Annotated in this window: 15 protein-coding genes; 6 read left to right on the forward strand and 9 right to left on the reverse strand. The window is 34.7% G+C overall.

What is annotated here, in order from left to right:
* Window positions 1–134: 134 nt before the first annotated feature.
* From ACZ9HT_RS05645 to ACZ9HT_RS05655, 3 genes are read left to right on the forward strand one after another with little or no spacing between them, the layout of a single operon-like run.
* Complete coding sequence (locus ACZ9HT_RS05645) at window positions 135–4,181, forward strand: DUF7948 domain-containing protein (protein WP_476039486.1); 4,047 nt, start codon at window positions 135–137, stop codon at window positions 4,179–4,181.
* A gap of 33 nt (window positions 4,182–4,214) precedes the next feature.
* Window positions 4,215–4,994, forward strand: a complete 780-nt coding sequence (locus ACZ9HT_RS05650; RefSeq protein WP_476039487.1) for a hypothetical protein — start codon at window positions 4,215–4,217, stop codon at window positions 4,992–4,994.
* 41 nt (window positions 4,995–5,035) lie between these two features.
* Window positions 5,036–5,575 carry a hypothetical protein gene (locus ACZ9HT_RS05655; protein ID WP_476039488.1) on the forward strand — a complete coding sequence of 180 codons (540 nt, stop codon included), beginning with the start codon at window positions 5,036–5,038 and terminating at the stop codon, window positions 5,573–5,575.
* A gap of 30 nt (window positions 5,576–5,605) precedes the next feature.
* Here ACZ9HT_RS05655 and ACZ9HT_RS05660 read toward each other — a convergent pair whose 3' ends face one another.
* From ACZ9HT_RS05660 to lpdA, 3 genes are all read right to left on the reverse strand, one after another.
* Window positions 5,606–6,439, reverse strand: a complete 834-nt coding sequence (locus ACZ9HT_RS05660) for a CvfB family protein (protein ID WP_476039868.1) — start codon at window positions 6,437–6,439, stop codon at window positions 5,606–5,608.
* Between the two features lie 374 nt (window positions 6,440–6,813).
* Window positions 6,814–7,722, reverse strand: coding sequence for a DUF4476 domain-containing protein (locus tag ACZ9HT_RS05665; protein WP_476039489.1), 909 nt, complete (start codon window positions 7,720–7,722; stop codon window positions 6,814–6,816).
* 864 nt (window positions 7,723–8,586) lie between these two features.
* Window positions 8,587–9,990, reverse strand: a complete 1,404-nt coding sequence (gene lpdA / locus ACZ9HT_RS05670; RefSeq protein WP_476039490.1) for a dihydrolipoyl dehydrogenase — start codon at window positions 9,988–9,990, stop codon at window positions 8,587–8,589.
* A gap of 413 nt (window positions 9,991–10,403) precedes the next feature.
* Here lpdA and ACZ9HT_RS05675 point away from each other — a divergent pair, with 413 nt between their 5' ends.
* From ACZ9HT_RS05675 to ACZ9HT_RS05685, 3 genes are all read left to right on the forward strand, one after another.
* Entirely contained in the window at window positions 10,404–11,219 is an 816-nt protein-coding gene (locus tag ACZ9HT_RS05675) for a hypothetical protein (RefSeq protein WP_476039491.1), read from the forward strand.
* A gap of 108 nt (window positions 11,220–11,327) precedes the next feature.
* A complete protein-coding gene (locus ACZ9HT_RS05680; protein ID WP_476039492.1) occupies window positions 11,328–12,035 on the forward strand; it encodes a DUF2071 domain-containing protein in 708 nt (235 codons plus the stop codon).
* Window positions 12,036–12,177: 142 nt separating this feature from the next.
* On the forward strand, window positions 12,178–12,996 hold the full coding sequence (locus ACZ9HT_RS05685; RefSeq protein ID WP_476039493.1) for a KilA-N domain-containing protein: 819 nt from the start codon (window positions 12,178–12,180) through the stop codon (window positions 12,994–12,996).
* Between the two features lie 315 nt (window positions 12,997–13,311).
* Here ACZ9HT_RS05685 and ACZ9HT_RS05690 read toward each other — a convergent pair whose 3' ends face one another.
* From ACZ9HT_RS05690 to ACZ9HT_RS05715, 6 genes are all read right to left on the reverse strand, one after another.
* Window positions 13,312–13,863, reverse strand: a complete 552-nt coding sequence (locus ACZ9HT_RS05690; RefSeq protein ID WP_476039494.1) for a hypothetical protein — start codon at window positions 13,861–13,863, stop codon at window positions 13,312–13,314.
* A gap of 26 nt (window positions 13,864–13,889) precedes the next feature.
* Window positions 13,890–14,609 (reverse strand): hypothetical protein, encoded by a 720-nt coding sequence (locus ACZ9HT_RS05695; RefSeq protein ID WP_476039495.1) that lies wholly within the window; start codon window positions 14,607–14,609, stop codon window positions 13,890–13,892.
* Between the two features lie 81 nt (window positions 14,610–14,690).
* Entirely contained in the window at window positions 14,691–17,243 is a 2,553-nt protein-coding gene (locus tag ACZ9HT_RS05700; RefSeq protein ID WP_476039496.1) for an adenosylcobalamin-dependent ribonucleoside-diphosphate reductase, read from the reverse strand.
* Between the two features lie 213 nt (window positions 17,244–17,456).
* On the reverse strand, window positions 17,457–18,560 hold the full coding sequence (locus tag ACZ9HT_RS05705) for a glycosyltransferase (protein ID WP_476039497.1): 1,104 nt from the start codon (window positions 18,558–18,560) through the stop codon (window positions 17,457–17,459).
* Window positions 18,561–18,617: 57 nt separating this feature from the next.
* Complete coding sequence (locus tag ACZ9HT_RS05710) at window positions 18,618–18,872, reverse strand: hypothetical protein (RefSeq protein ID WP_476039498.1); 255 nt, start codon at window positions 18,870–18,872, stop codon at window positions 18,618–18,620.
* A gap of 53 nt (window positions 18,873–18,925) precedes the next feature.
* Window positions 18,926–19,297, reverse strand: a complete 372-nt coding sequence (locus tag ACZ9HT_RS05715; RefSeq protein WP_476039499.1) for a hypothetical protein — start codon at window positions 19,295–19,297, stop codon at window positions 18,926–18,928.
* Window position 19,298 lies beyond the last annotated feature (1 nt).

A 19,298-nucleotide genomic window follows, 5' to 3' on the forward strand; every position in this document is an offset into this window, starting at 1 on the left:
ATTAATTCTGGTTTTTTTTATTTTTAGATTTTACTATTTGCGAGGGAAGCTGGGATTTCATTTGTTGCGTTTTCCAATAATTTATTTTTTTGCCATAAGCTCGGAATCGTTTATATTTACCCACATTTATTTTGATGAAAAAACTTTTACTTTTTGTATTCTTATTCATAATTTCCGCGAAATTATTCAGTCAAAACCTAAAATCAAATTCCGGGGCTTTTTTCACTGAAAATAAAGGTCAGATCATTGATCAAAACGGAAAGCAAAATTCCGACGTTCAATATCTTTTCAATTCTAATGGCTTAAATGTTCAGATAAAAAAGGAAGGATTTTCCTATGATGTTTTTGAAGTAAAAAAAACTTTAAAAAAGACTTCTAAAAAGAAAGACCAAAATCTTTCCCAAAAAGATCGAAAAGGATCTGAATATGATTTGAAATTCAAATACCATCGTATCGATATCGATTTTGTCAGTGCTAATAAAAACCCAGAGATCATTGCAGTAGGCAGATCCAAAGATTACGAGAACTTTTATAATATTCCTGGAAAGCAAAATGGAATTGAAAACGTTTATCGCTACGAAAAAATAATTTACAAAAATCTTTACGCCAATATTGATCTGGTTTTCTTCAAACCGAAGGATACTTTAAAACCTGTAGAATATAATTTCATCGTAAATCCTGGTGGAAAAATTTCTGATATTCGATTAAAATTCAAGGGTGCAAAAACGTTTTTGAAAGACGGAAAAATTGCCATGAACATGCGTTTTGGGGAAATGCAGGAAAATATTCCACATTCCTGGGAAGAAGTTGGAGACGCAAAAAACACAATTTCAGTTCGATTTAAAGATTTAGGCAATCAAACTTTTGGTTTTAATTCTGATAAAAATATTTCGTATAAAGTAGTGGTTATCGATCCGGTTCCTACGAGAATCTGGGGAAGTTATTTTGGAAATTATATTTATGACAACACCTCAACTTTTATTGAAACTGACCAGTATGATCAGGTTTATTTTGGTGGGATAACAACGAATCAAAATTATATTGCAACGACCGGAGCACACCAAACTACCATTCAGAATGGAACTTATGATAATGGTTTCATCGAAAAATTTAATGAAAATGGACAAAGAATCTGGGGAACATACATCGGAAATTATCTTTATGGAACCAAATTGTATGATGGAATTGTAGGTAATACCGCGATCTATGTGGCAGGTTCCACTTTCGATCAAACCGGTCTCGCCAATAATATTACAACTCCGGGAATACACAAAGAATTTGGTTCTGCAAATACCCGGGAAGCATTCATCATGAAATTAGATCTGGATGGAAAAAGAATTTGGGGAACTTACTACGGTGGAAAAGGATACGAAGATATTTTTGATATCAATTTTGACCAAAACGAAGATCTTTTAGTTTCCGGAGCGACGGATAGTTTTGATCAAATTACTACACCTAGTTCTTTTATACCTACTAAAAACAATGATATCACCGGCTTTTTTGCAAAATTTTCGAAGTCGGGACAGTTGCTTTACGGTTCGTATTTTTACCGACCTGTAAATCATATTACGTCTGATTCACAAAATAATTGCATCATTGCTGGTCAATATTCTAATTTATCATTCTATCCTAATATAGGTACTCCGGGAACTCATCAACCCAATATGACCGGAGGTGCAAATGGATATATCTTAAAATTTGATTCGGCATTTAATAAAATTTGGGGAACCTATTATGGCGGATCGCAACAATCCTATGCAACTAATTCTAATAATTATATTTCTGGATTAAGCACGGATTTTCAAAACAACATTATAATTGCGGGAACAACTACATGTTCCGATTTTATAGCAACACCAGGTTCTCACAAACAATTTCACACCACGAGTGAAGAAAATGGGTTTATTGCCAAATTTCTCCCAGATGGCAAAATCGATTGGGGAACTTATTACGGCAGCGAAGGTTTTTTTGGAAATTACATCAGTACTCTATTTGTTAATGATGCTGGCGAGATATTGGTTGCAGGAGATACAAGAAGTGCGACAGACATTGCAACTCCAAATGGTTATCAACCTACGCGAACGAACAGTGACGATGGATATTTTTCAAAGTTTTCCAGCGGTGGTTCTCAAATTTGGGGGAGTTATTATGCAGATATGGGTCAAGACGAACTTCAAAATATTAGCTACAGAAATAAACATATTTATGTAATTGGTTATACAGGAGGTTACAATTTTACGCATCCATTCGGAACACCGGGAACGTTCATGCCGAATGCTTACACAGGGTATCATTTAGCCAAATTTCGGGATTGTCAAAATAACGTCTCTGCCACAGGAAATTCTACAGTTTGTCAAGGTTCGTCCATTAGATTATTTGCTTCTGGCGGAACTTCTTACAGTTGGACGGGACCAAATGGATTTACTTCTCCAGATCAAAATCCTATAATTCCACTTGCAACTTCTGCAAACAACGGAACTTACATCTGCACCATTACAGGAACTGGCGACTGCGACGGAAATTATTTTGTTAACGTAAAAGTAGAAGATAAAACCGCCCCAATTCCAAACGTTGCAAATTTACCAACAATCACTGGAAACTGTAAAACTGTAGTTACCACAATTCCTACTGCAAACGATAATTGCGCTGGAAATATTATGGGAACGACCACTGATCCGCTTCAATACTCATTGCCTGGAAATTATATGATCCACTGGAGTTATAATGATGGTAACGGAAATATTTCTACTCAAAATCAAAGTGTGGTTATCACGAGCGAACCTTTGCCGACTGGAAATACTATACAAAATTTCTGCTTGATTATTGCGCCCAAAATTTCGGACATTTCAGTCTCCGGAACGGCCATAAAATGGTATGATTCCTCTGGAACGCCCTTAAATTCAAACACCCTTTTAGTCAATGGATCCACTTATTATGCGACTCAAACTTTAAATGGTTGTGAAAGTTCACCATTAGGAGTATTAGTCAATGTAAATGATCCTTTTCCACCCACAGGAAATCTGATTCAGGATTTTTGTTCTGCGCAGAATCCGACGGTTTCAGATATTATCATCAACGGGCAAAACATACGATGGTATGACACCGTTGGAAGTGTTTTAAGCGGATCTACTCCACTTGTTGATGGCCAAACTTATTTTGCAACTCAAACTTTAAACGGTTGTGAAAGCACTAAGAAATTAGGCGTTACCGTTTCAATTCAAAACGGCGGAATTCCCGCCAATGATTTTGCACTACCATTTTGTAATGACACGACTGCGAATTTTAAGATAGAGAACCTCAACACTTACAAAGGAAATTTAGTTCCAATTCCGGCAAATTATACTTTTGAATTCTACGATGCGAACAATCAGATCATTCCAGACCCGGCGAACGTAAATTTAATTATCGGCTCCAATATATTTGAAGTAAAAATTTCAAATCCTCTGGGATGTTTTGTTGTTGTAAAGCTGACTTTAACACTCAATCAAAAACCCATTTTAAATCTTCCCGAAAATGTGGAATTCTGTAATGGTCAAGGTGCCACATTAGATGCAGGAAGTGGTTTTGCGTCTTATGAATGGACGAAAACAGGTGATCCGACAGTGATTTCTAACAATCAGATCTTAATCGTTTCCCAAGCCGGAACATATAATATTAAAGTAACAAACAGTGATTCGTGCGATAATTCCGCGACGGTGATCGCAACACAATCGGTGATCGCGACAATTACCGGCGTTCAGATCATCAATAATAACGCAACCGTGCAAATGTCGGTAGCAGGAGATTTTGAATATTCTCTGGACAATTTAACATGGCAAGATTCAAATATTTTTGAGAATCTGGATAACGGAAATTACACGGTTTACGTAAAAACGCGACTGGGCTGTATTATCGGCTCTTTAAACTTTAGTATTTTTAATGTTACAAACGTCTTTTCTCCAAATGCAGACGGCATTAACGATACCTGGAAAATCCCGGGATTAGAAAATTATGTAAACACCGAGGTACAGATTTTCGACCGTTTTGGAAATAACGTCTTTCAGAAAACAGTTAACGGAATCTTCGAATGGAACGGAACTCTAAATTCCCGTCCACTACCAACAGGAAGTTACTGGTATGTAATTAAAGTCTCAGATGGTCGATTGTTGAACGGCTGGGTTGTCTTAAAAAATAGAAATTAAAGACTGAAATAGCAGTGTATGTAAAACATCTTTATGAAGAATTCAACTCTCATTTTAATTTTATCCGCAGTCGTTATTTTCCACAGTTGTGAGGAAGAGAAAAAGATTTTGCCTGCAAAAAACGATGTAGTTATGCAAACTACGAAAATAGAAAAGGCGCCGATTTCTGAAATAAAGGATGACGAAATTTCAATTCAAATTGAAAAGATCGATTCTGCCGAATTCTATACTGTAAAGGAAAATATAAATTATAAACCAGAAAAATCCGAACGGATTACCGATCTTAAAGTAGCACGCAAAATGCTGAAAGGTAGGGTTGAATTTACATCCTACGATGGTGAAACTGAAATGAATTTGATCAAACAGATCAATTTTAGAAATGGTAAAATTTTGACGAATACCGATGAATTTTCAGAAAGCAGTTTCGCAGCCTATTTCCCGAAAGATGATATTTTATTACTTGAGGGTGGTCATACAACCGATGTTAGTTATAATTTAACAAATGGGGATGAAACAGAAAACGCGGGCAATCCTGATATGATCTCTACATCGCCTCAAAAGGAATACAGACTCAATGGTCATTTTGGTGGACAGGAATGCTCTTCTTATTTTATCCAGAAAAAGGTTGGTGAGGATTATAGAAAGATCATTCAGTTAGATAAAGAGTTTGAAAAAATTACAAAAATTTGGCTATGTATCGTCGGAAATTCTTTTTGGTCTGATGAAAAAACACTTTATCTCATAGAATCGAGCGACTTTACAGAAGATGGAGTTAAAAATAAATATTTTAAGATTATCCTTGAAAATGAATGAGAGTCAGACAATGTTCCAAAAAATGAATGCAATAAAAAAAAATGAATAAAATCAAAAATTTATTTTTATCACTGATTATTACAGCACTTATCTTTTCTAGTTTTTCATTGTGCGCACAGAATTATGAGATCGTAAAAGCTGAAAAAATTTTTATTAATAAAGATATTCCCTTGTTTTCTTCGAAAAGTTTGCTTTTGAAAAAATTAGGGAATGGTGTAAAAATAGTAGAAGAATTTTCTGAATGTGGACCAGTTGTTAAAGTTGAAGGGAAAGAAGTTCCCTTGGAAAGCTATTCAAATGAGGGAATGAACTTTTACGTCTACGACGGCAAGGCTGAATTCGAGAGTATTGCTCTAAAAAATCACCCGAAAAACTTCATCTTATTTGATAAATTTAAAATTTCAGAGAGGACAACTTTAACGGAATTAAAAAAGTATTTTCCGCTTGCGTTTAAAATGTATTTAAAGGAAAAAGACGCATTTTTACTGCGTCTTAAATTTGATAAAAAATATGATGATGAAATTCAGATTATGATCGAAAATGGAAAAGTGAGCAGCGTTTTTTACTGGACGCCATGTTAGAGGAAAAAAAACTTTTAAATATTGTAATAATTAATCTTCGGTAACCAACTTAATTTTATCGTCAGAAATTTCAATCTTTTTGTCTCTGTATAATCCACCGATGGCTTTTTTGAAATTCTTTTTACTCATTTGGAGTTCCTCTTTAATTTCTTCCGGCGTAGATTTGTCGGAAAGATAAAGCAAACCGTAATTCAGATCGAGCTTATCTAAAATGATCTTCTGGAACTCATCAATATTCTCGTAGCCTTCCGGTTGTAAAGAAACATCTATCTTCCCGTCTTCCCGAATGGTTTTAATAAACCCAATTTCTTCAGAAAGAGGAAAGAGCGTTTTATAAACATCCGACGTATAGATCAAGCCGAGAAATTCTTTATTGATCACCACATTCCAACCCAATTCACTTTCACCCGCAAGAATTAAATTCACCTTCTCCCCTCTTTGAAAAGGAAGATTTTCGTAGCTTGGATTTTTCTTGAATCGAGTGGTTCCCGTAATTAATTCTAAAAACTCATCAATATAAACGTAAACCAGATAGCGTTTTCCTTCTACGATTTTCGCGCGTTGTTGTTTGTAGGGTACAAAAAGATCTTTAATAATTCCCCAGTCCATAAAAGCGCCTGCCGGCAAACTTTGAACGCAGGTCATAATAGCAAATTGCCCCACTTCGGCATTCGGTTTTTCGGTGGTTGCTTTCAATTTATCGTCGTCCTGATAAACAAAAACTTCCATTTCGGATCCAATTTCCGCATCTTCTGAGGCAAAAATTTTGGGCAAAAATGCTCGCTCTCCGTCTTCATCTTCCAAAAATAAGCCGGAATAATTTTTTTCTGCGATTTTTAATAACTGAGTTTTGCCGAGATCCATAGGTAAATGCGTAATGATGATAATTGGGTGCAAAGGTAAGAATAAAGGTTTGAAATGCCGTTTCTAAACTGAACTTCTTTCACTCCCAAAATTGAAACCCAACGCAGTTGATCCTGACGTAAAATCGGCTCTATAGTCGAAATTGCTCACCTAAAATTGAAGAAACGTAAAGTCGCATTAAATGACACGGCCACGAATATACGAATCAGCATACTTGCTGTACAGCTATTTCAAAATCGTTTCCTATCTATTGAATAATCATGTAAAATTATTAACAGAAAAATACGGCGAAAAGATATAAAGAAAAAATTTCGTGCATTCGCGGTTTCAAAAACTTCCACAAAAAAAAGAGAAGCCTAAACTTCTCTTTATTTTTAAAATCTTGAAATATAGTCGTTGAGATTCCTTCTTGCACTGTCGAAATCAAAAGCCTCATTAACCATGTAGTAATTCCGGCGATCGACACAGTTTTGGTAGAGCTGCTTTGCGACTTCTAATCTGTTATCATCGAATGACATTACTTTTATCAAAGTCTGCACTTGCATTGCCGAGAAACTTGTATTTCTCGCCATTGAGGAGATCATGGCTATTTTATCTTTGTCGAAACTTGCATTTCTTTTCAACGCAGTAAGAAAAGTACCGAATTCCTGATTGTTCATTACGTTCGTATTGTAATTTCCGTTTCCGTTATTTCCATTCCAATTGCCGTTTTGGTTTCCGTAAGGATTATTCCAGACATCGTCCCACTCATCGATTCCGTAAGACTGATTCTGTACCGGATAATTTCCTAAAAGATATAATCCTTGATTCGGAAAAAAATCCAGCACCAGACGATTATTATTTCTCACGCTGAGCTGCGTTCTGTAAATCAGATAATTGTTTTCATAAATAGAAATCGGAACAGTTCCGGATCTTAATTCAAAAAATCTGAATTTCCCCGTAGGATTACTCATCAGCTGATCCGCAATTTCGACGGTATAATTTCCGATTTGTGGAATTCTAAGAAACACTTCAGAATTTCCGTAGTTATAATTCCAGCGGTAATCAGTGTTTCCAATGGGTTTTGGATTTTTAAAAGTCGGTTTGATCCGGTTATTGGATTGCTCCGAACCTTTGTTGTTGTTGTTGTTGTTGTTGTTGCTTCCGCGAAATCCGTCGTTGCGTTGGGTTTGCATTTCGGTCGTTTTCGCTTCATTTTTCAGAAGTTCTCCGGCTTTTCCTGCCTCTTGCGCAAAAACGCTAAGATTCATTAATAAGACGCCAATAGTAAAGATTGTTTTCATTTTGTAAATTTTAAAGGTTGTTCCGAAACACTACTCTATAATAATGCCAAAAAGTTCGGCTATCACGTTATTTCCTCTAATAATTGCAAATAACTATATTATTCATTAATTGCGTAAAAACCGCTTTAACATTCTGTAAAAATCATTATCAAAGCGAATTCAATACCTCAAATCTTGTTGGCCACGAATGCACGAATTTTTTTTGATTTCTTTCAAGATGTTACTTTCCTACCGAAATTTAAAATATACCTTTTCTCCTTCCTAAAGTGACATCAAAATAAAAGTCCAAAGTAGAAAATTCGTGGTTTCGTGGTTTCAAAGAATTCAAAACAAAAAAAAGAGAAGCAGAAACTTCTCTTATTGACAATTATAATCAATTCCGTTCATATTTTAAATTCGTACTTTCATCCAAAGGTGTTGTTATTGAATCTTTCGGATTATAATATTTCAATTCCGTAGGTTTCACCCACGCCTATTATAATTGAATCCTTCGGATTCTGGAAATGGATTACCTCCGAAATTAAATTTCAAATTTAAAAAAAAGAGAAGCCGAAACTTCTTTTTAATATTGACAATTATAATCAATTCCGTTCATATTTTAAAGTCGTACTTTCACCCAAGGTGTTGTTATTGAATCTTTCGGATTATAATATTTCAATTACGTAGGTTTCACCAACGGCTATTATAAATTGAATCCTTCGGATTCTGAAAATGGATTACCTCCGAAATTAAATTTAAAATTTAAAAAAAAAGAGAAGCCGAAACTTCTCTTTAATATTATTCAATTTGAAAAAACTCAAATACTCAATAATTCAATAACACAATTACTTAAATACTTGGCTCTTTTTACTTTTATCTTGGCTCTTAAAAATGCAGCGCTCTCTTTCCAGTCGCATCCAAAGCCGCTTCTTTCATGGCTTCAGCATAGGTTGGGTGTGCGTGAGACATTCTCGAAATATCTTCAGCACTTGCTCTGTATTCCATTGCTACCACCGCTTCTGCGATTAAATCTGCCGCTCTCGCTCCGATCATGTGAACTCCTAAAATTTCATCCGTTTTTTCGTCAGCGATAATTTTGATGAAACCATCAACATCGCCTGAAGCACGGCTTCTTCCCAAAGCACGCATTGGGAAATTACCTACTTTAATGGCAACACCTTCCGATTTCAATTGCTCTTCTGTTTTACCAACAGCAGCAACTTCCGGCCAAGTATAAACAACACCTGGAATCAAATTATAATTGATATGAGGTTTTTGTCCAGCGATTAATTCAGCAACCATTGTTCCTTCTTCAGAAGCTTTGTGAGCCAACATTGCACCAACGATAACATCACCGATGGCGTAAATATTCGAAACATTGGTTTGTAAATGTTCGTTCACTTTAACTCTTCCTCTTTCGTCTAAATCAACTCCTGCTTTTTCAACAGCAAGTCCGTCAGTGTAAGGTTTTCTACCCACAGCAACCAAAACGTAATCTCCTTCGAAAACTACTTCTTCGCCTTTTTTATCTTTCGCGGTTACTTTTACCGTATCTCCATTTCTTTCAACAGACTGAACTCCTGTAGAAAGGTTGAATTTCATTCCTTGTTTTCTTAGAACTTTGTTCAATTCTTTCGACAATGAAGCATCCATGGTTGGAATAATTTTATCCATAAATTCTACTACCGTTACTTCAGAACCTAATCTTTTGTAAACAGAACCTAATTCCAAACCGATCACACCACCACCGATAACGATCAGGTGTTTCGGAATTTCTTTCAGTTCCAAAGCTTCCGTAGAAGTAATAATTCTTTCCTTGTCCAAAGTAATAAAAGGAAGCGTACTGGGTTTAGAACCCGTCGCGATAATCGTATATTTTGAATCGATGGTTTCCGTAGAACCATCATTTTTCGTCACTTTAATCTGAGTTGCAGATTCGAAACTTCCAACCCCTTCGAAAACAGTGATCTTGTTTTTATCCATCAGGAACTGAATTCCTTTCGTCGTTTGATCTACCACTTCACTTTTGCGCGCAATCATTCGAGACAAGTCTGCCACAGGATCATTGATGATAATTCCGTGGTCTGCAAAGGCGTGTTTGGCGTTATAAAAATGCTCCGAACTGTCCAAAAGCGCTTTACTCGGAATACAACCCACATTGAGGCAAGTCCCGCCAAGAACCGAATATTTCTCAATAATTGCTGTTTTGAAACCCAGTTGCGCACATCTAATTGCCGCAACATAACCACCAGGACCGGAACCGATTACTGTAACATCGAATTGACTCATATTTATCTTTTTATGATTTAATTAAAAGTAGGGCAAATTTACAAAATATTTTCGCTTTGGATGGTGTGGATTTGGAGAGATTTTTTTCAATTGTCATTGCAAGACATGACGAAATTGCTGATTGATTATCTGCAGTGTTAAGAATTAAAATCATCAATGGAAGTTACAAAGCAGATCATCAAACCCGATCGTCATGGAATTCGCCGAATCAAAAGGACAATTCCTCAGAAAGTATCCCAAAGCAGTGGCGACCAATGTAGTCTTCCAATATGAGCGATGCGCTGAAATGCTACATGTGCAGAACGAGGTATATGAATATTGTGAAAAATAAATATATGAGTGAGCAAAGTTATGCGTAGGGAGTGTTTTAAATTTTTATCTTTGATTTTTATACCATTTGATTAAAATAAAATATGATTCCAAGTCACCTATATCATTATACATCATTAGAGGTTTTATTGCTTATTATCCAAAATAATACTATTAGATTTAAGAGACTAGATTTAATGAATGATCCTTCTGAAGGTGAATCTGAACATTATATCAATCTTAGACAAAATGTCTTTTCCTCTTCATGGACAGCTGAAAAAATTGACGCGTTACCAATGTGGAAATTATATTCAGATTTGAAAGGAGTTAGAATAAAACTTCCAATAGATTTATTTAATTTTAAAAAAGATCTGGATTTAACGAAAATTGATCAATTTTTTTTTATTAAATCACATTTAAATAATTCATATTCTATTGAAAGGGAAGAAATATTAAATACAGTCAAATCGAATTTGTTGGACACATTTAATTCAAAAATTGTTTTTGGTCCAAGTAAAATTAAATATGTAAATAGTAAATCGAAATTATATAAAGGAATTGGTATCATCGATAATAGCAATAAAGTACCTTTCTACAGAAGCAATATATATTTAATAGGTCTTCGAAAATTAAGATATTGGAAATTTGAAAAGGAATATAGATATAGGCTTTTTGTCGGAGATTTTGAGGCATTAACAAGTGCTGAAAATATTTTTGGTGACTTTGTCAAACATTTTAATATAAAAACAGAATTTATTGATGTAAATTTTAAGTCTAAAGCTCTTGAAAATATTGAAATTCTTTTAGGACCGCATTTCGATGACACAAAAGTTTTAGAACTTGAAAAATTACTGAAAAATAAGAATATTCTCAAATATAAAATTAAGAAGAGTAAGATAAAAATTATAAAAAGCAATTAATTATCAATTGGAAAATAATGAAAGTATTTACATTACTTTCTACAGAATACCCACGCTGCCGCACAAATCCATTCGAGTTATCGTTTAAATTGAATTCCCAAAGCTAAAATGAAAATCCCCACAATACACGGCTACATCGACAGAAGAATTTTAATCAACTTTACCGCTGATCCAAAATCGATGGAGAAAATAATTTCATTTCCTTTTCGACCAAAAATTTATAAAGACAAAGCCATTGTAGGAATTTGTTTAATCAGACTGAAAGACATTAAACCAAAAGGATTTCCTGACTTCATTGGTGTCAATTCAGAAAACGGAGCACACAGAATTGCCGTTGAATGGGACGAAAATAAAGAAACAAAATCGGGCGTTTACATTCCACGCAGAGACACTTCTCTAAAATTAAACGCATTTGTTGGCGGTCGACTATTTCCAGGCAAACATTATTTAGCAAAATTCAACGTACAAGAAGCAAACGCAAATTATCACATCGACTTTAAAAGTTCAGACGACACCGAAACATCAATTGACGCAACTGAAACTAAGGTATTCAATGATAATTCCATCTTCGAAACATTAGAAAATGCTTCTACCTTTTTTGAAAATGGCGACCTTGGATATTCACCCAACAAAAATAAGTTTGATGGATTAAGATTAAAGGCCTACAATTGGGAAGTTCAACCACTTAAAGTTTCAAATGTGAAATCAAGTTTTTTTGAAAATGAAAAAATCTTTCCAAAAGGCTCTGTCACTTTTGACAATGCTTTACTGATGACCAATATTGAACACGAATGGAAAAGTGAGCAGGAAAAATAAATCATAAGAAAATTAATTTTGACACAAAAAAAGACACAAACAAATGCGTCTTTAATTTTTATTAGTAAAATAACTTTCCTGATAAACCAATTCGCTAATAAATATCTAAATTTTGTAAATTCGTTGTTTACTAAATCACGATATGGCAAAAAGCAGAACATTAAACGTCAAAGAATCAACGATAACGGTTATTCATCAAAATGAAACCGATTATATTAGTTTGACAGATATGACTGCCTCATTCAAAGAAGGTAGCGGATTAATTGGTAAATGGATAACCAATAAAAACACCTTAGAATATTTGGGTGTTTGGGAAAAAATAAACAATCTTAATTTTAATTACCCCGAATTCGGGGTAATTAGGCAAGAAGCGGGAACAAACAGATTTATAATGTCTGTTGGACAATGGATTGACAAAACAAAAGCAATAGGAATGCTTGTAAAAGCAGGACGTTACGGCGGAACTTACGCACACAAAGACATCGCATTTCACTTCGCAATGTGGTTGAGTCCGGAGTTTCAGATTTATTTAATAAATGAATTCCAACGACTAAAAAACGATGAAAATGATCGTCTTCACTTAGAATGGAATTTGCAACGGACTTTAACAAAAATAAATTATCAAATCCACACCGATGCAATCAAAGAAAACCTAATTCCAAAAGAAATTACAAAGCAACAAACGAGTTTTGTTTATGCCAACGAAGCCGATTTATTGAATGTTGCACTTTTCGGAATTACTGCAAAACAATGGAGAGATAACAATCATGACAAAAGCAGAAATATAAGAGATGACTCAACTTTAGAACAATTGGTTGTACTGAGCAATTTGGAAAGTATTAATTCTTTACTCATTCAACAAGGATTATCACAAAGCGAAAGACTGATCCAACTTAACAAAGTTGCAATTACTCAAATGAAATCCTTGACCGACAGTAAAGTGATTAAAAAATTGAAATAAAAAAGACGCAAAAAATTGCGTCTTTTATTCTATAAACTATTTGTTGAGATTGCTTCGTCGCTTCACTTTATTCCACTTCTCGCAAAGACATTACCCACATTTACTATTCCCGCAATTCTTGCAAGTCAAGCAACCTTCCTGATAAACCAATTGGTCAGCATCACAAGTCGAACATTTTTTTCTGAATTGAACTCTGCATTTCTACTTTGCTCAACCAATGTACCTCAATAGAATTCGCTGTGTAATAAGTGAATTGTTAGTTTTAAACTCAAGCGATTTATAGAAAAAGTTACTACTAAATTGAAATAGAATATTTTATTTCAGATCTAATTTTACATTGACAATAGTTTCATCATAAAAAAGATTTAATGAAACAGGTTTTGTTCCCGCTGGTAATTTGAACGTGTTACCTTCTACCGTTTGTGTTTCATCAGCACTTGCACTCACCCCATTATAATTGTCATGCGAAATCTTTGAGCCATTGTCTAAAACCAATCTGAACTTTGAGACATCTAACTGTATATAACCACCTTGTGCGATGGAGTTTTTGTTGGTTAATTCAATACCATACGACATTTCAATACCCGTAACTTTTCCGTCAGGATCAGATAATTCAACTGCTTTTAAGTTGATCAACGTTACCAAAGCCTCTTTGTTCTTTCCAAGAAGAACCGTGTCTGGCGTTGCTGTTACCTGGTACGTTTTCGGTTGAGAACTGGTTGCCGGTGCTGTTTCTTGAGCTGTTTCATTTTTTTCTGTTGAAGCAGCGTCGGTAGTTTGTGTATCCACGGTAGCTTCTTTTTGCTTACAGGAATTAAAAGAAATTAAACCAGATAATAAAATGGATGTAATAAGTGCTTTTTTCATATTGTTTATTTTGCTGTAAATTTAATTTAAATAATTGGGTATTCAGAGCTTTTAAGATTACTATTGTGGAATCTAAACCAAAAGACATTCGTAAATGAACCATGAATTTTTACGGAAACCATTTCCAAAGTTTGATCATCAAACATTTTCAAACCTGTACCCGAAAAATTACCAGAAATAAGATTATTATCGCTTTTAGTTATCGTTATTGGTCCAATATGACTTCTCTCGATTACGTGTTCTTTATCATCATCATATCCAATTTCTATATCAACCGTAAATATTTTTTTGTTTTCTCTGGAAAAACCGTAAGTACCAACTTCTTCAGTAGATAATCCAATTCCAATTACACTGCCGTACTCCTTTTCCCAAGTGATTTGATAATTCAAACTACTCGTATCTATTGCTGAATGATCAAAATAGATCAGGTTTTTCGCAGCATCATCGACATTGTTTTTAAAAACTACTTTTTCATCGTCTACAAAAGCTTCCAGTATTGCGTCATCTTCATTGATTTTATTTGAAGAAATTGCTGATGTTTCAACACCCGCAAGCACTTTTTGTTTTACTTCTTGCTTGCATGTTGCCAAACTGACTAATAAAATAGAACAGAAGAAAATTTCAATTTTTATATTTTTTTTAAAATTTTTCCGAATAATATTGCTGATTACAATACTAGTTTTGTAGGTTTTGAATGCCGATGCAACCAAAATTAAGTTTCGTAAAAGTAAAATCGGTAATGGCATGAATCCTTTGGAGCAGACCTTAATATTTGACAAAAAAAAGACGCATTGCTGCGTCTTTGAATAAATATGAAAAACTTAAGTTTACCCACACTTACTATTCCCGCAATTCTTGCAAGTCAAGCAACCTTCCTGATAAACCACTTGATCCGAACCACAACTCGAACATTTTCCAGCGGCTTCGGTTCCATCGGCGATATAGCGTTTTAAAGCACGCGCAACTCCGGCTTTCCAGTTGTTGATGGATTCTGAATCGAGTTCTAAACGGTTAATTAATTCCACCGCATTTTCAATCGGCATTCCATGCCTTAATGTTCCGGAAATCAATTTTGCATAATTCCAGAATTCTGGTTTGAACTTGTGCGAAAGTCCCTCAATCGTCGTCTTATATCCACGCTGATTTTTAAACTGGAAATCATAGCGTGATTTTCCGTTCTCATCCTGGTTTTTAATAATCACGCCATCATTCACCCAACGTGGAACGGAAATCCCTTCTTCATCTTCAGCTAAACCAGTGAAAATCTCATAAGGTTTTCCTTCAATTAAACCGACAAAAGCAATCCATTTTTCTTTATTATTTTGAAAACGAACTACATCGGCTTCTAAAATATGCGGTCTTTTTGTTGGAAAAACTGACGTAATCATTTCAGGTTTCTCGTCTTTCTTCTCGTCTGCCGAAATCAAAACTCCGGAACGTGAACCGTCGCGATAAACCGTCACGCCTTTGCAACCAACTTCCCACGCTTTGATGTAGAGTTGATTCACCAATTCTTCCGTCGCATAATTCGGCACATTAATCGTCACCGAAATCGAATGATCCACCCATTTCTGAATCGATCCCTGCATTTCTACTTTGCTCAACCAATCCACATCATTAGAAGTCGCTTTGTAATACGGCGATTGCTCAATAATTTTATTCAATTCCTCTTGAGAATAATTTTTTTCGGTATCGATTCCCTGAACTTCCATCCATTCTTTAAAACGGTGGTGGAAAACCAAATATTCTTCCCAGGAATCACCAACTTCATCCACAAAATCCACGCGAATATCCTGATCATTTGGATTCACTTTTCTGCGTCTTTTATAAACCGGCATGAATACAGGTTCAATTCCAGACGAAGTTTGCGACATTAGAGACGTGCTTCCAGTTGGTGCTATTGTCAATAAAGCAATATTACGTCGACCATATTTTTTCAAATCTTCATAGAGTTCCGGATCTGCATCTTTCATTCTTAAAATAAAAGGATTCTTCGCTTCTCTTTTTGCATCATAAATTGCAAATGCTCCTCTTTCTTTCGACATTTCTACCGATGAACGATAAGCCGCCAAAGCCAAAGTTTTGTGCACCGAAGTTGCAAATTCGTTACCCTCTTTACTTCCGTACTGAATACCTAAAGCAGCTAACATATCACCTTCTGCCGTAATTCCAACTCCGGTTCTTCGACCTTCAATTGTTTTGTGACGGATTTTTGTCCAGAGGTTTTTCTCTGTCGCTTTAATTTCATTTCCTTCCGGATCGGATTCAATTTTTAAAAGAATCGCATCGATTTTTTCAATTTCCAGATCGATGATGTCATCCATCATTCTTTGAGCATAGCCAACATGCTCTTTAAATAATTCAAAATTAAATTTTGCTTTTTTCGTAAAGGGATTTTCAACGTAAGAGAAAAGATTTACCGCCAACAATCGGCAAGAATCATACGGACACAAAGGAATCTCACCACATGGATTTGTAGAAACTGTTTCGTAGCCAAAGTCCGCATAGCAATCCGGCAAAGATTCATTAATAATAGTATCCCAGAAAAGAATTCCCGGTTCTGCGGATTTCCAGGCGTTGTGAATAATTTTATCCCAAAGATCAGTCGCTTTTATTTCTTTTTGAAATTTCGGATTTGCACTATGTATAGGATATTTCTGAATATAATTTTCCTTATTGACAACGGCTTTCATAAATTCATCATCAATTCTCACGGAAATATTGGCTCCAGTAATTTTTCCCTGCTCCAATTTTGCATCTACAAAATCTTCAGAATCCGGGTGATTTACAGAAACAGAAAGCATCAAAGCACCTCTTCTTCCATCTTGTGCAACTTCCCGCGTCGAGTTGGAATATCGTTCCATAAAGGGAACCAAACCTGTTGAAGTTAAAGCTGAATTTTTTACCGAAGAACCTTTCGGACGAATGTGGGACAAGTCGTGACCGACTCCACCGCGACGTTTCATTAACTGAACTTGCTCTTCGTCGATTTTCATAATGCTTCCATAGGAATCACTTTGTGTTCCGCTGCCGATTACAAAACAGTTTGAGAGGGAAGCGATTTGAAAATCATTTCCAATTCCAGTCATCGGACTTCCTTGTGGAATAATATATTTAAATTTTTTGATCAGATCGAAAACCTTTTCTTCCGAAAGGGAGTTGGGATATTTCGCTTCAACTCTGGCAATTTCCGATGCGATTCGGTGATGCATATCGTCCGGATTTTGCTCGTAAATATTTCCATCTGAATCTTTTAAGGCGTATTTGCTCACCCAAACTTTGGCGGCTAAATCGTCTCCGTCGAAATATTTTAATGATGATTGAATTGCTTCATCGTGAGTGTAAGTTTGTATTTTTTTTGGAAAGAGTGTTGACTGCATAATTATTTTTTTTGACGAAATAAATATACTGAAGTATCTTTCAATAAAAAAAAGTTTACAAAAATATTAATTTAATATATTGATTATCAAATAAATAAATATTTGAAAAATAATGAAAGTTTACAAAAAGTAAAAATTTTAATATGATTAAAATCATAATTATTTAAATTTTAATTTCTAAAGCTTTAAATGGGATTAAATTTTAAAACCCTTTCAGCCTTTAAAAGGCTGAAAGGGTTGATCGCATATTTCTAAGAAAACATCTTCGTATTTCTTTAAAATAAAATCTTTTGAAAAGCGGTAAGAAATGGAATTTTTGATGGCTTCAGAATAATGAGTCTCCTTAAGAATACTCAATATCTTATCTGCGAATTCTTTGTAGTTTTCGATATTTAAAATCTCACCATTAATTCCAGGTTGAATAATTTCAGAAATTCCGCCCGGACAATTATTTGCCAAAGAATAAGTTCTGCACGCTCCCGCCTCTAATAAAACATTTGGAAAACCTTCATAACGGGAGGAAAGAATAAACAAATCGGCAAATTTTAAAAACTGATAAGGATTTTTCTGCTGTCCGTGAAACATGACATTTTCTAAACCCAAATCATTTTTCATTTGATGAAGCAATTCTTTATCTCTTCCATCTCCTAAAATATGAAGAAGAATCTTTTCATTTTTTAATTGACTGAAAACTTTCAAAAGATTATCAAAACCTTTTCGGGAAGATAGATTTCCGATCGCAACGATATTTTTAAAATCTTCTTTAAAGGATTCGGGTTTAATGGAAATTTTCAGTTTTTCATTAATAAAATCAAAATCAACCGGATTATTGATCTTGATCAATTTTTCTTTTTTAATTTTGAAATTATCAACCAAATCATTTTGCATGTCATCGCTCTGACAAATAATTTTATTATAGTTATTGTAGAACTTGTAAAAGAATCTTATTTCCTTTCGGGTGACATGTTGAGAAACGACATTTGTTTCTCTGGCGATGAATTTCGTCTTCGGGAAAAATTTAATAAATAAAGCCAGATAAGCATTTACTTCTCCAAAACCACTGAAAACAATATCAGGTTTTCTTTTGCGAATTTCCTTTAAAATAGGTCTTAAAGAATGGCGAATTCGTGGCGTTGCAATATCGATGATCTCAACATCATCTTTTAGAAATTCCAGATAACCACCTTCTTTACGCAAGAGCATAATTTTTGGTTCAAACTTATCTCGTGGCAAATGATTCGCAATCGTGGTGACAATTCGCTCTGCACCGCCAGTTTCTAAATCGGGAAGTATAAATAAGATAGCGATTTTCTGCATGCTTAGGATTTAAAAACCGTGTCAAGGTTTGAAACCTTGACACGGTTAACCGCGAATTTACAACAATTCCGGAAAGTCCTGTGAATGGTTATTTACAATGTGATTGATAATAAATTGATTGTCTTTTTGGTCAAAGAATATATACCACGTTGTTCGGTTATTGGCTTTGTATTTTATAAATCTTTTACCGAATTTGTAAAAAGGTTCGGGAGAATTTTTGGAGATGGGAAATCCGATGTTACCTTCTATGAAATCGTAAATTTTATCAATGTAGTTATCTATATCTTCTAAATAACTAAAATATTGTTTCATATAAAGTATCTTGGCAAGATGATCTAATTGGTCAATAAATGACGGTGAATAAATTATTTCCCCCACCATTCTCTAACTTTTATTTTCGATTCTTTTCGAGCATCTTCAGATTTTATTCCCTTCGCAAACCGTTCATCAAAATCATCTTTAACTGCATACTCGGATTTAATATCCGAAACCACCGGTAAAGGTTCGCCCGAATCTATAGATTCAATATGAGCTGCAATATTTTCCATGAGTTCATCGGAGGTCATTCCGGCAGCAAACTGCTCATCATAATCTTCTTTAACGTTAGTTTCAGAATTGATCTCTGAAATTAATGATGATGACTCAATATCATTTTTCAGATCGACTAGCTTTTGAAGGATCTCCAGATCAAAAGTGTTTTCGATCCATTCAATCAAATCATTTTTTATGTCTATCATT

The organism is Chryseobacterium sp. UYP7, from assembly GCF_056279225.1.